Source organism: Pseudomonas sp. JAI115, assembly GCF_014200835.1.
GTDB classification, from domain to species: Bacteria; Pseudomonadota; Gammaproteobacteria; order Pseudomonadales; family Pseudomonadaceae; genus Aquipseudomonas; species Aquipseudomonas putida_A.
The window spans coordinates 60,937-74,299 of record NZ_JACHCY010000004.1 but is presented as its reverse complement, the minus strand read 5'-3'; the positions used below and the strand labels follow the sequence as shown (position 1 = coordinate 74,299).

The following is a 13,363-nucleotide window of genomic DNA, read 5'->3' as shown; positions in this document are numbered from 1 at the left end:
AGGGAAAGCCATCTGCCCATGACCCATATCCCCAAAGCGGAATACAGCCGTCGCCGCAAGGCCCTGATGGCGCAGATGGAACCCAACAGCATCGCGATCCTGCCCGCCGCCGCAGTGGCGATCCGCAACCGCGACGTCGAGCACGTCTACCGTCAGGACAGCGACTTTCAGTACCTCAGCGGTTTCCCCGAGCCGCAAGCTGTCATCGTCCTGATGCCCGGCCGCGAGCACGGCGAGTACGTGCTGTTCTGCCGCGAGCGCAATGCCGAACGCGAGTTATGGGACGGCCTGCGCGCCGGCCAGGAAGGCGCAATCCGTGATTACGGCGCTGACGACGCGTTCCCGATTACCGACATCGACGACATCCTGCCGGGCCTGATCGAAGGCCGCGACCGGGTGTATTCGGCGATGGGCAGCAACCCGGAGTTCGACCGCCATCTGATGGACTGGATCAACGTGATCCGCTCCAAAGCGCACCTCGGCGCCCAGCCACCGAACGAATTCGTTGCCCTGGATCACCTGTTGCACGACATGCGCCTGTATAAATCGGCGGCAGAAGTGAAGGTGATGCGCGAAGCCGCGCGGATTTCCGCTCAGGCGCATATCCGCGCGATGCAGGCCAGCCGGCCGGGACTGTACGAATACAGCCTGGAAGCCGAACTCGATTACGAATTCCGCAAGGGCGGGGCGAAGATGCCGGCCTACGGTTCCATCGTCGCCGCCGGGCGCAACAGTTGCATCCTGCATTACCAGCAGAATGACGCGCTGCTCAAGGACGGTGATCTGGTGTTGATCGACGCCGGTTGCGAAATCGACTGCTACGCCAGCGACATCACCCGCACCTGGCCGGTCAACGGCAAGTTTTCCGCCGAGCAGAAAGCGATTTACGAACTAGTGCTGGCCTCGCAGGAAGCCGCATTCGCTGAAATCGCCCCGAACAAAAACTGGAATCAGGCGCACGAAGCCACGGTCAGGGTGATTACCGCAGGTCTGGTCAAGCTCGGAATCCTGCAAGGCGAGGTCGATGAGTTGATCGCGACCGAAGCCTATAAAGCGTTTTACATGCACCGTGCCGGCCATTGGCTGGGCATGGATGTACATGACGTTGGCGAGTACAAAGTCGGCGGCGAATGGCGGGTGCTGGAGGTCGGCATGGCGCTGACCGTGGAGCCGGGCATCTACATCGCCCCGGACAACCAGCACGTAGCGAAGAAATGGCGCGGCATTGGCGTGCGCATCGAGGATGACGTGGTAGTGACCAAGACCGGTTGTGAAATATTGACCAGCGGCGTACCGAAAACCGTTGCCGAAATCGAAGCGCTGATGGCGCAAGCACGGACACACGCGGCATGAGTCGAGTCAATCTGGCAATCATCGGTGGCGGCCTGGTCGGCGCCAGTCTGGCGTTGGCTTTGCAGGCCGGGGCCAAGGCGCGTGGCTGGAAAATTGTCCTGATCGAACCGTTCGCCCCCGGCGACAGCTGGCAGCCGAGCTACGACGCGCGTTCGTCGGCGCTGTCCTTCGGTTCGCGGCAGATCTATCAACGGCTGGGCGTATGGCAGGAAATTTCCCGCCGCGCCGAGCCGATCAAACAGATTCACGTGTCCGACCGTGGTCGCTTCTCTACCGCCCGTCTGTCGGCGATGGAAGAGGGCGTGCCGGCGCTCGGTTATGTGGTGGAAAACGCCTGGCTTGGTCAATGCCTGTGGCAGCACCTGGACAAAGACGTGATCAGCTGGCGCTGCCCGGCGGAAGTCACGCGCATGGAGCCGCTGCCCGACGGCTATCGCCTGACCCTCAACGATGAAACCACCGTCGAGTGCGATCTGGCGGTGCTGGCCGATGGCGGCCGTTCCGGTTTGCGCGAGCAACTGGGCATCAACGTGCGCAAGCGTCCGTACAACCAGAGCGCGCTGATCGCCAACATCACCCCGAGTGAAGCGCACAACGGCATGGCCTTCGAGCGTTTCACCGACGAAGGGCCGATGGCGCTGTTGCCACTGCCGGACAACCGTTGCGCACTGGTCTGGACCCGCCTGGGCATGGACGCGCAGCGTCTGGCAGACTTGAGTGAGCGCGATTTCCTCAGTGAATTGCAGGGTGTGTTCGGCTACCGCCTCGGCACTTTGAAGCAGGTCGGTGCGCGGCATTTGTATCCGTTGTCGCTGGTCGAGGCCGAGGAGCAAGTGCGCTCGCATCTGGCCGTACTCGGTAACGCCGCGCACAGCCTGCACCCGATTGCCGGGCAAGGTTTCAACCTCTCCCTGCGTGATGCTGACGCATTGGCCGCGGCGCTGCTCGCGAGCGATAAACCGTTGGGCGACATCGCTACATTGCAGGCGTATCGCGAGCGTCAGCGCCTGGATCAAGAGCTCACGGTGGGCTTCTCCGATCAGGTCACGCGATTGTTCGGTAGCACCCAGCCGCTGGTCTCGCTGGGCCGCAACATCGGCCTGCTCGGCCTCGATCTGCTGCCACCGGCCAAGCGCTGGTTTGCCCGTCAGGCCATGGGGCTGGGGACGCGGCCGGATGCTTGAGCGGCGGGTCGGCACTTTCACTTTCAGCAGCGCGCCGCTAACTGGCGCGCTCGCTAAAACCTTTTACGAGCGGCGCATGCCGCCAGCGAGACAGGCTTAAAGCATGGAAATGCGCGCAGATCTGCTGATTGTCGGAGCCGGAATGGTCGGCAGCGCCCTCGCGTTGGCGTTGCAGGACAGCGGCCTGGAAGTGTTGCTGCTCGACGGCAGCCCGCTGAGCGTCAAACCGTTCGACGCCGCCGCGCCGTTCGAGCCGCGAGTGAGCGCCTTGTCGGCGGCCAGCCAGCGGATACTCGAACGTCTTGGCGTCTGGGACGGCATCGCCAAGCGCCGCAGCAGCCCCTACACCGACATGCACGTGTGGGACGGCAGCGGCACCGGGCAGATTCACTTCTCGGCGAGCAGTGTGCATGCCGAAGTGCTCGGTCATATCGTCGAAAACCGTGTGGTGCAGGATGCCTTGCTCGATCGCTTGCACGATTGCGATCTGGGCATGCTGGCCAACGCACGGCTGGAACAGATGCGCCGCTCCGGTGACGACTGGCTGCTGACCCTGGCCGATGGTCGGCAGTTGCGTGCGCCGCTGGTGATTGCGGCGGACGGTGCGAATTCGGCGGTGCGCCGTCTGACCGGCGTCGCCACCCGCGAGTGGGATTACTTGCACCACGCCATCGTCACCAGCGTGCGCAGCAGCAAGCCGCACCGGATGACAGCGTGGCAGCGTTTCACCGATCACGGGCCGCTGGCGTTTCTGCCGTTGGAGCGTGACGGGCAGCAGGACTGGTGCTCGATCGTCTGGTCGACCACGCCGAGTGAAGCCGAACGCCTGATGGCGCTGGATGAAACCGCATTCTGTCGTGAGCTGGAGCGAGCCTTCGAAGGTTGCCTGGGCAAAGTCGTCAGTGCTGATCCACGGCTGTGCGTGCCCTTGCGTCAACGCCACGCCAAACGCTATGTGGCCGAAGGCCTGGCACTGATCGGCGACGCCGCGCACACCATTCACCCGTTGGCCGGGCAGGGTGTTAACCTGGGTTTCCTCGATGCGGCGGTGCTGGCTGAAGTGTTGTTGCAGGCGGCGGAACGCGGCGAACGGCTGGCGGATGTGAAGGTGCTGAGCCGCTACGAGCGTCGGCGCATGCCGCACAACCTGGCATTGATGGCGGCGATGGAGGGCTTCGAGCGTCTGTTCCAGGCTGACCCGTTGCCGGTGCGCTGGTTGCGCAACGCCGGGTTGAAGCTGGTGGAGCAGATGCCGGAGGCCAAGGCGTTGTTTGTGCGTGAGGCGCTGGGGTTGACCGGGGATCTACCGGTACTGGCCAAACCCTGAGATCTGTTTGAGGCTGATGGCCCCTTCGCGAGCAAGCCCGCTCCCACATTGGAATGCATTTCAAGGGTGGGAGCGGGCTTGCTCGCGAAGGGGCCAGAACCGATGCCATGAATTTCAGCTTGTGCAACATCTGGTAACTCCTTGCCCAAGTGTTCGATTGAGCTGGTAAATGTGAGTCCTTATCATTTGGCCCACATTTTCCGACCGAGAGATCACTCCCATGTTGGCACCCAAGCGTCTCCTGACCGCACTGGCCCTGACCCTGATCGGCAGCACTGCCGCCCAGGCCGCCGACGAGGTGGTGGTCTACTCCTCGCGTATCGATGAGTTGATCAAACCGGTGTTCGACGCCTACACCGCGAAAACCGGGGTGAAGATCGAGTTCATCACGGACAAGGAAGCGCCGCTGATGCAGCGGATCAAGGCCGAAGGTGCAAACGCCACCGCCGACCTGCTGCTCACCGTCGATGCCGGCAACCTCTGGCAGGCCGAGCAGATGGGCATCCTCCAGCCATTCACCTCGAAAACCATCGATACCAATATTCCCGCGCAATACCGTTCGTCCACCCATGCCTGGACTGGCCTGAGCCTGCGCGCGCGGACCATCGCTTACTCCACCGAGCGCGTTAAGCCGGGCGAGTTGACCACCTACGAAGCGCTGGCCGACAAGAACTGGGAAGGACGCCTGTGCCTGCGCACGGCGAAGAAGGTCTACAACCAGTCGCTGACCGCGACCATGATCGAAGTGCACGGCGCCGAGAAGACCGAGAAAATCCTCAAGGGCTGGGTCAACAACCTGTCCACCGATGTGTTCTCCGACGACGTAGCGGTGCTGGAGGCGATCAACGCCGGGCAGTGCGATGTCGGCATCGTCAACACCTACTACTACGGTCGCCTGCACAAGCAGAAGCCCGACCTGCCGGTGAAACTGTTCTGGCCGAATCAGGCCGATCGCGGCGTACACGTGAACCTGTCGGGCATCGGCCTGACCAAACACGCACCGCATCCGGAAGCAGCCAAGGCGCTGGTCGAGTGGATGACCACGCCTGAGGCGCAGAAGATCTTCGCCGACGTCAACCAGGAATTCCCGGCCAACCCGGCGGTGAAGCCTTCGGAAGAAGTGGCGGCGTGGGGCCAGTTCGTCGCTGACACCTTGCCGGTGGAAGTGGCGGGCAAGCGTCAGGCGGAAGCGATCCGGATGATGGATCGGGCGGGCTGGAACTAAAACCTGGTTATATCCTGTGGCGAGGGGATTTATCCCCGATCGGATGCGCAGCATTCGTAAAGGCTACGCCCGCGGTGTATCAGTACGCCTTGATTGACGACATTGGGGGTGCTTCGCACCCCATCGGGGATAAATCCCCTCGCCACAATTGGGGCTGGCGTTACGCTTGCGCCGACCCACGATTTATTAGAGAACCCCCTTGGCCCACCCCGCCCAACGCCGCTGGTACCCCATCGTCCTCGCCATTGCCGCGCTGGTGCTGTTGCCCCTGAGTGTCCTGCTGCTGTCGTGGCAGACCATCGATCAGCAGATCTGGTCGCACCTGTGGGAAACCCAGATGCCGCGCCTGCTGGGCAACACCCTGACGCTGGTGCTCGGCGTCGGCGTCGGCGTGACGCTGCTCGGTGTCAGCCTGGCGTGGCTCACCAGCCTCTGCGAATTCCCCGGAAGACGCTGGCTCGACTGGGCTCTGATGCTGCCGTTCGCCATCCCGGCCTACGTGCTGGCGTTCGTCTTCGTCGGTCTGCTGGACTTCGCCGGCCCGGTGCAAACCCTGCTGCGCGAATGGTTCGGCAGCGGCTTGCGCCTACCACGCGTGCGCTCTACCGGCGGGGTGATTGTGGTACTGGTGCTGGTGTTTTATCCCTACGTCTATTTGCTGGCGCGCACCGCGTTTCTCGCGCAGGGCAAAGGCTTGATGGAGGCGGCGCGGGTACTCGGGCAATCGCCATGGCAGGCGTTCTGGCGGGTGGCGTTGCCGATGGCGCGTCCGGCGATTGGCGCCGGTGTGGCGCTGGCACTGATGGAAACTCTGGCGGATTTCGGCGCGGTGTCGGTGTTCAATTTCGACACCTTCACCACCGCCATCTACAAGACCTGGTACGGCTTCTTCAGCCTGCCGAGCGCCGCGCAACTGGCGAGCCTGTTGTTGTTGGTTGTGATGCTGGTGCTGTACGGAGAGCGGCGCGCCCGTGGCGCCAACCGGGCGAGCAACGAGCGCCCCAGGGTCAAGGCGTTGTATCAGCTGCGCGGGCTAAAGGCGTTCGCGGCGACCGGCTGGTGCACGTTGGTGTTTGCCTGCGCGTTCGTGATTCCGTTGCTGCAACTGCTCGTATGGTTCTGGCAGCGCGGGCGCTTCGATCTCGATGAGCGTTATGCCGGGCTGATCCTGCACACCCTGTATCTGGGCGGCATGGCGGCGTTGATCACCGTCAGCGTCGCGCTGCTGCTGGCGTTTGCCCGACGTCTGGCGCCGACCCGGGCAATCCGTTCCGGGGTCAGTCTGGCCAATCTTGGTTATGCGCTGCCGGGTTCGGTGCTGGCGGTGTCGATCATGCTGGCGTTCAGTTATCTCGACCGCGAACTGGTTATTCCGCTGTCGGGCTGGCTCGGCGGCGCCGGCAAACCATTGCTGCTGGGCAGTCTGGCGGCGTTGCTGATGGCCTATCTGGTGCGCTTTATCGCGGTGGCCTACGGACCACTGGAAAACAGTCTGGCGCGTATACGGCCTTCATTGCCCGAAGCGGCACGTAGTCTGGGTGTCAGTGGGCCGCGACTGTTTTTCAAAGTGTATCTGCCGCTGTTGCTGCCCGGCACACTGAGCGCGGCGTTGCTGGTGTTCGTCGATGTGCTCAAGGAAATGCCCGCGACCCTGCTGATGCGCCCGTTTGGCTGGGACACGCTGGCGGTGCGGATCTTCGAAATGACCAGTGAAGGGGAATGGGCGCGGGCATCGCTGCCGGCGCTGACCCTGGTGTTGGTCGGCCTGTTACCGGTCATCGGCCTGATCCGCCGCTCGGCGCACCGAAACACTTAGTCGTCAGTCCTGAATCATGCGGCTACAATGCGCGGCATTCGGTGCGGTTCGTCTGACAGACCCGTTCGCTGAAATCGGCTGAAAGCCTTCTATTTCGAGGCTTTCACCCCGTACAGCGGCTGTCCGCACCTTCGCCACGCCCGGAAGGAGAAACCCATGGGACAGCGTACGCCTCTGTATGACCTGCATCTCGCCCTCGGCGCGAAGATGGTCGATTTTGGCGGTTGGGACATGCCACTGCATTACGGCTCGCAGGTCGAGGAACACCACGAGGTGCGCCGCGATTGCGGGGTGTTCGATGTTTCCCATATGACCGTTATCGACATTGACGGCCCCCAGGCCAAGGCCTGGCTGCAGCATTTGCTGGCCAATGACGTCGAACGCCTGCATCGCCCCGGCCGCGCGCTCTACAGCACGATGCTCAACGAACGTGGCGGCATCGTCGACGACATGATCGTCTATCGCCTCGAAGACCGTTATCGTCTGGTGTTCAACGCCTCCACTCGTGACCAGGATCTGGCGTGGATGCAGGCGCAGGTCGCCGGTTACGACGTGCATCTGCACGAGCGTCAGGATCTGGCGATGCTCGCCATTCAAGGCCCGCAGGCCCGGCAGAAGATTGCCGAACTGGTGACCCAGTCACGCGCCGCACTGATCCAGCACCTCAAACCGTTCGAAGCCGAAGTCGATGGCGACTGGTTCATCGCCCGCACCGGTTATACCGGTGAAGACGGCCTGGAAATCGCCTTGCCGGCCGAGCAGGCGCCGGGATTTTTCAACGATCTGGTCGGTGCCGGCATTTCGCCAATCGGCCTCGGCGCCCGCGACACGTTGCGGGTCGAAGCCGGGATGAACCTCTATGGCCAGGACATTCATCAGGATGTCTCGCCGCTGGCGTCCAATATGGCCTGGAGCATCGCCTGGGAACCGGCCTCGCGGCAGTTCATCGGTCGCTCGGCCCTGGAAGCGGAAAAAGCCGCCGGCGTTGCGCACAAACTGGTGGGTCTGGTGCTTGAGGAGCGCGGTGTTTTGCGCGCCCATCAAGTGGTTCGTATCGCCGATGTTGGCGAAGGAGAGATCACCAGTGGTAGTTTCTCTCCTACGCTAAGCAAATCGATTGCCCTGGCGCGTGTACCGATGGCTACCGCCGACCGCGCCGAAGTGGAAATCCGTGGCAAGTGGTATCCGGTACGAGTGGTCAAACCGACCTTCGTGCGCCATGGTAAAACCTTGATCTGACCTTTTCCGGCGGGCCTGACCGCTGACAATTTTCTTGAGGACACCGAGCATGAGCAATATCCCCGCTGAACTGCGTTTTGCCGAAAGTCATGAATGGGCACGCCTGGAAGCCGACGGCACCGTTACCGTGGGCATCAGCGATCACGCGCAGGAAGCGCTGGGCGATGTGGTGTTCGTTGAACTGGCCGAAGTCGGCAAGGTGTTTGCTGCCGGTGAGGCTGCCGGTGTTGTCGAGTCGGTGAAGGCCGCGTCCGACATCTACTCCCCGATCGGCGGTGAAGTGATCGCGGTCAACGAAACGCTGGCTGACTCGCCGGAAGAGCTGAACAACGATCCGTACGCCGCATGGATCTTCAAGCTCAAGCCAAGCGACAAGGCCGAGCTGGACAAGCTGCTGGACGCTGCTGCCTACAAGGCTGCCATCGGCGAATAAGCAGACTGTAATACTGCAAAAGCCCCGATCTCTCGGGGCTTTTTTGTAGGCGTCGATCAGGCGTCGCGCAATACCGCTTTCACTGCCGCCACCGAACGCTCGACGTCGTCCTTGGTCATGGTGGTGAACATCGGCAATGACACGATCAAGCGTCCAACGCGCTCGGCAACTGGCAACATGCCTTCCTTGAAACCGCGCTCGCGGTACAGACTCAGCAAGTGAATCGGTGGGTAGTGATAGCCAATGCCGATGCCTTTGGCCTGCATCTGTTCCATGAACGTGGCGCGGGCCGGCAAGCCGTCCTTGCGCTCCGGCAGGACCAGTTGGAACAGGTGCCAGTTGCTCTGGGTAAAGTCCGCCGGTGGCAGTTGGGCGCCATTAGTCGCTTCAAAGTCATCGCCAAAACATTTGAAGTAGTGCCGGGCCAGTTCCTGACGATGGGCGGTCAGCGCCTCGATATGGGCGAACTGGCCGAGGCCGATGGTGGCGGCGATGTCGGTCATGTTGAACTTGCCACCGAGCACATCGACGTCCAGACCATCAAAGCCGTTGCGGGTCACGCCCTGCAGGCGGTACTTCTCCGCCAGTCGCGCCTCTTCCGGGGTGTTCAGCACCAGGCAGCCGCCCTCGGAGCAGGTGACGTTCTTGTTCGCCTGAAAGCTGAACGACACGAAATCGCCGGTGGCGCCGATGCGCTGGCCGTTCCAGCTCGAACCCAGGGCCTGAGCGGCGTCTTCGACGATACGCAGATTGTGTTTGCGCGCGATGGCATATAGCCGATCCATATCCACTGGCAGACCGGCGAGGTACACCGGAATCAGCGCTTTGGTGCGCGGGGTGATGGCCGCTTCCAACTGGTCCAGATCGATGTTGCGGGTCACCGGATCGATGTCGGCAAACACTGGTGTGGCGCCGACTTCGAGGATCACGTTGGCGGTGGCGACCCAGGAAATCGGCGTGGTGATCACTTCGTCACCCGGCCCGATGCCGGCGATGCGCAAGGCGATTTCCATGGTGCAGGTGCCGGAGTTGAAGGTGCGCACCGGGCGTCCGCCGAAGTATTCCGACAACTGTGCTTCAAAGGCTTGGACCTTCGGCCCGCTGGTGATCCAGCCGGAACGCAGCACATCGCCGACGGCGGCAATCGTGGCTTCATCAATGACAGGTTTGGAAAACGGCAGGAACGGCAGTTGGTTCATGAGGATTGGATCATCCGAAGGTTGGACGCCTGATGCAGGCGCTACAGCATGCCCCGGAACCCCCTCTGCCGCCAAGCCGTGCGCGTCGGGATCGGCTGCTATGCTGGTTTGACCGTGTTGCATTGACGCCGAGCGCCAGCCAAGAGAGAGCCCGTCATGTCCCAGTTGCCATCCTTGAGCCAGTTACGCGACCCCGAAGCCTTTCTGCGCCGCCATTTGGGCCCCGACGCCGCCGAACAACAGGCGATGCTCGACAGCCTCGGTCTGGGCAGCCGGGTCGAACTGATCGAGCAGACGGTGCCGCCGGGCATTCGCCTGAATCGGGCGCTGGACTTGCCGCCGGCCCTTGATGAGCAGGCGGCGCTGGCCAAGCTGCGCAGTTACGCCGAGCAGAATCAGGTCTGGACCAGCCTGATCGGTATGGGTTACCACGGCACGCTGACGCCGACGGTCATCCTGCGCAATGTGCTGGAAAATCCTGGCTGGTACACCGCCTATACACCGTATCAACCGGAGATCGCCCAAGGCCGTCTCGAAGCGCTGCTGAATTTCCAGCAACTGACCATCGACCTCACCGGGCTTGAACTGGCCAACGCCTCGTTACTCGACGAAGCCACCGCCGCTGCAGAAGCCATGGCGCTGGCCAAGCGTGTGGCGAAATCGAAGAGCAATCTGTTTTTCGTCGATGAGAACTGTCATCCGCAAACCATCTCCGTGGTGCAGACCCGCGCCGAAGGTTTCGGCTTCGAGCTGATCATCGACGCTGTGGATAACCTCAACCAGCATCAGGTGTTCGGCGCGTTGCTGCAGTATCCCGACACCCACGGCGAGATCCGTGATCTGCGTCCGGTCATCGATCAGTTGCACGCGCAGCAGGCGTTAGCGTGTGTCGCCACCGATCTGCTGAGCCTGTTGCTGCTGACACCGCCGGGTGAACTGGGCGCGGACGTGGTGTTCGGTTCGTCCCAGCGCTTTGGCGTACCGATGGGCTACGGTGGCCCGCATGCGGCGTTTTTTGCCAGCCGTGAGGAGTACAAACGGGCGATTCCGGGGCGGATCATCGGCGTGTCGAAAGACGCTCGTGGCAACGTCGCGTTGCGCATGGCCCTGCAAACCCGTGAGCAACATATTCGCCGCGAGAAGGCCAACTCGAACATCTGCACCGCGCAGGTGCTGCTGGCCAACATCGCCAGTTGCTACGCGGTGTATCACGGGCCGCAAGGCTTGAAACGCATCGCCCAGCGCGTGCACCGCTTGACCTGCATCCTGGCGGCGGGCCTTGAGCGCCATGGCATCCAAAGGATCAACGCACAGTTTTTCGACACCCTCACGCTGGAGGTTGGCGGCGCGCAGAGCGCGATCATCGACAGCGCCAAGGCTGCACAGATCAACCTGCGGATTCTCGGCCGTGGCCGAGTCGGCTTGAGCCTCGACGAGACTTGCGATGAAAACACGGTGGCCAAACTGTTCGATGTGCTGCTCGGTGCCGATCATGGTTTGAACGTCGACGACATTGACGCAGAAGCACTGGTTTCCGGCATTCCCGACCACCTGCAGCGCAACACGCCGTACCTGCGCCACCCGGTGTTCAATGCGCATCACAGCGAAACCGAGATGCTGCGCTACCTCAAGCAACTGGAGAACAAGGATCTGGCGCTTAACCAGTCGATGATCCCGCTGGGCTCCTGCACCATGAAACTCAACGCCACCAGCGAGATGATCCCGATCACCTGGCCGCAGTTCGCCAATCTGCACCCGTTCGCGCCACGGGAACAGGCGCTCGGTTACACCTTGATGATTGAAGAACTGCAGCGTTGGTTGTGCGCGATCACCGGGTTCGATGCGATCTGCATGCAGCCCAATTCCGGCGCTCAGGGCGAGTACGCCGGGCTGCTGGCGATTCGCAAATATCACGAGAGCCGGCAGCAGGGCGCGCGGGACATTTGCCTGATCCCGTCCTCGGCCCATGGCACCAACCCGGCCTCGGCGCAGATGGCCGGGATGCGCGTGGTGATCGTCGAGTGCGACGAGGCCGGCAACGTCGATCTGGGCGATCTGAAAACCAAGGCTGCCGAGGCGGGGGACAAGTTGTCGTGCCTGATGGCGACCTATCCATCGACTCACGGCGTGTATGAGGAGGGTATCAGCGAGATCTGCGAAGTTATCCACCAGCACGGCGGGCAGGTGTACATGGACGGCGCCAATCTCAATGCGCAGGTCGGGCTGGCGCGGCCGGCGGACATCGGCGCCGACGTGTCGCACATGAACCTGCACAAGACTTTCTGCATTCCCCACGGCGGTGGCGGGCCGGGCATGGGGCCGATCGGTATTCGCGCGCATCTGGCGCCGTTCGTTGCCAATCACCCGGTGGTGCCGATTGACGGCCCGCTGCCACAGAACGGCGCGGTCAGCGCGGCGCCGTGGGGCAGCGCGAGCATTTTGCCGATCAGCTGGATGTACATCGCGATGATGGGGCCGCAACTGGCGGATGCCAGCGAAGTGGCGATCCTCGCGGCGAACTATCTGGCGCAGCATTTATCCGGCGCATTCCCGGTGCTCTACACCGGGCGCAACGGGCGGGTGGCCCATGAGTGCATTCTTGATCTGCGGCCGTTGAAGGCGCAGACCGGGATCAGTGAAGAGGACGTCGCCAAGCGCCTGATGGACTACGGCTTCCACGCGCCGACCATGTCCTTTCCGGTGCCGGGGACGTTGATGGTCGAGCCGACCGAGAGCGAGTCCAAGGCCGAACTCGATCGTTTCATCGGCGCCATGCTGAGCATCCGCGCGGAAATCACCGAAGTGCAGAACGGCAACTGGCCGGCGGAAGACAACCCGCTCAAGCGCGCGCCGCATACCCTGGCGGATGTCACTGGAGTGTGGGAGCGGCCTTACAGCATCGAACAGGGCATCACCCCGGATGCGCACACCAAGGCGCACAAGTATTGGCCGGCGGTGAATCGGGTGGATAACGTTTATGGGGATCGCAATCTGTTTTGTGCCTGCGTCCCGGTAGACGATTACCGCTGATCTTCAGGCAACACGCAGAGCCATAGTGGGAGCGGGCTTGCTCGCGAAGGCGTCGTGTCAGAGAAATACATGTGTCTGACCCACCGCCTTCGCGAGCAAGCCCGCTCCCACAGGGGGGCGGCGTGGTGAATTCGACATTACGGGCAAAAAAATGCCGCTCGATCGAGCGGCATTTTTGTTGGCGCCTGGCTTACTCGGAGGCCACTGCGTTCTTCGCCAGAATCGCATTCGCCAGTTCCATGTCCGTGGCCTGCAGGCCCGGATTGTCGGCGCGGACTTTCTGCATCGCTGCTTCCAGGTACGGCCCACGGATGCCGCCATCGCTGGCAACGAAGCTGCCGGCATCGTCCTGTGCGGCAACGATCAGCTTGTGATCCTTGAAGGTCAGGTAGGTCGAACCGGTGGTGGCGCCGGACGAAATGACGTTACGCCAAAAGCTGTCGGCCATCGCTGAACCAACGGGAAGGGACAGCAAGGCAACGGTGGCGACAGCAAGTTTGAGACGCATGATTGAGTGACTCCTGGGGGTTAACTACGGCGTTGGATAACGATTCGCC

At 62.4% G+C, this 13,363-nt stretch carries 10 protein-coding genes; 8 read left to right on the top strand and 2 right to left on the bottom strand.

Going from position 1 to position 13,363, the window contains the following annotated elements:
• Positions 1 to 18: 18 nt before the first annotated feature.
• The 7 genes from pepP (at position 19) to gcvH (ending at position 8,577) form a co-directional block, all read left to right on the top strand.
• Positions 19 to 1,353, top strand: a complete 1,335-nt coding sequence (pepP, locus tag HDC30_RS11120) for a Xaa-Pro aminopeptidase (protein WP_183782965.1) — start codon at positions 19 to 21, stop codon at positions 1,351 to 1,353.
• On the top strand, positions 1,350 to 2,537 hold the full coding sequence (gene ubiH / locus HDC30_RS11115; RefSeq protein WP_183782963.1) for a 2-octaprenyl-6-methoxyphenyl hydroxylase: 1,188 nt from the start codon (positions 1,350 to 1,352) through the stop codon (positions 2,535 to 2,537). Before pepP ends, ubiH begins: the two co-directional genes overlap by 4 nt.
• A 109-nt stretch (positions 2,538 to 2,646) precedes the next feature.
• Positions 2,647 to 3,864, top strand: a complete 1,218-nt coding sequence (locus tag HDC30_RS11110) for a 2-octaprenyl-3-methyl-6-methoxy-1,4-benzoquinol hydroxylase (protein WP_183783500.1) — start codon at positions 2,647 to 2,649, stop codon at positions 3,862 to 3,864.
• A 220-nt stretch (positions 3,865 to 4,084) separates the two neighbouring features.
• Complete coding sequence (locus HDC30_RS11105; protein ID WP_183782961.1) at positions 4,085 to 5,089, top strand: extracellular solute-binding protein; 1,005 nt, start codon at positions 4,085 to 4,087, stop codon at positions 5,087 to 5,089.
• Between the two features lie 199 nt (positions 5,090 to 5,288).
• Positions 5,289 to 6,905 carry an iron ABC transporter permease gene (locus HDC30_RS11100; RefSeq protein ID WP_134784918.1) on the top strand — a complete coding sequence of 539 codons (1,617 nt, stop codon included), beginning with the start codon at positions 5,289 to 5,291 and terminating at the stop codon, positions 6,903 to 6,905.
• 156 nt (positions 6,906 to 7,061) lie between these two features.
• Positions 7,062 to 8,144, top strand: a complete 1,083-nt coding sequence (gene gcvT, locus HDC30_RS11095) for a glycine cleavage system aminomethyltransferase GcvT (protein ID WP_027610497.1) — start codon at positions 7,062 to 7,064, stop codon at positions 8,142 to 8,144.
• A 49-nt stretch (positions 8,145 to 8,193) separates the two neighbouring features.
• A complete protein-coding gene (gene gcvH / locus HDC30_RS11090; RefSeq protein WP_027610498.1) occupies positions 8,194 to 8,577 on the top strand; it encodes a glycine cleavage system protein GcvH in 384 nt (127 codons plus the stop codon).
• Positions 8,578 to 8,633: 56 nt separating this feature from the next.
• On the opposite strand, the gene HDC30_RS11085 is transcribed toward gcvH, so the two are convergent.
• Positions 8,634 to 9,776 (bottom strand): DegT/DnrJ/EryC1/StrS aminotransferase family protein, encoded by a 1,143-nt coding sequence (locus HDC30_RS11085; protein ID WP_183782960.1) that lies wholly within the window; start codon positions 9,774 to 9,776, stop codon positions 8,634 to 8,636.
• 156 nt (positions 9,777 to 9,932) lie between these two features.
• Between HDC30_RS11085 and gcvP the strand changes: the two genes are divergently transcribed.
• Positions 9,933 to 12,806 carry an aminomethyl-transferring glycine dehydrogenase gene (gene gcvP / locus HDC30_RS11080; RefSeq protein ID WP_183782958.1) on the top strand — a complete coding sequence of 958 codons (2,874 nt, stop codon included), beginning with the start codon at positions 9,933 to 9,935 and terminating at the stop codon, positions 12,804 to 12,806.
• A 190-nt stretch (positions 12,807 to 12,996) separates the two neighbouring features.
• Here gcvP and HDC30_RS11075 read toward each other — a convergent pair whose 3' ends face one another.
• Positions 12,997 to 13,317 carry a DUF2388 domain-containing protein gene (locus HDC30_RS11075; protein WP_177409030.1) on the bottom strand — a complete coding sequence of 107 codons (321 nt, stop codon included), beginning with the start codon at positions 13,315 to 13,317 and terminating at the stop codon, positions 12,997 to 12,999.
• Positions 13,318 to 13,363: the final 46 nt, after the last annotated feature.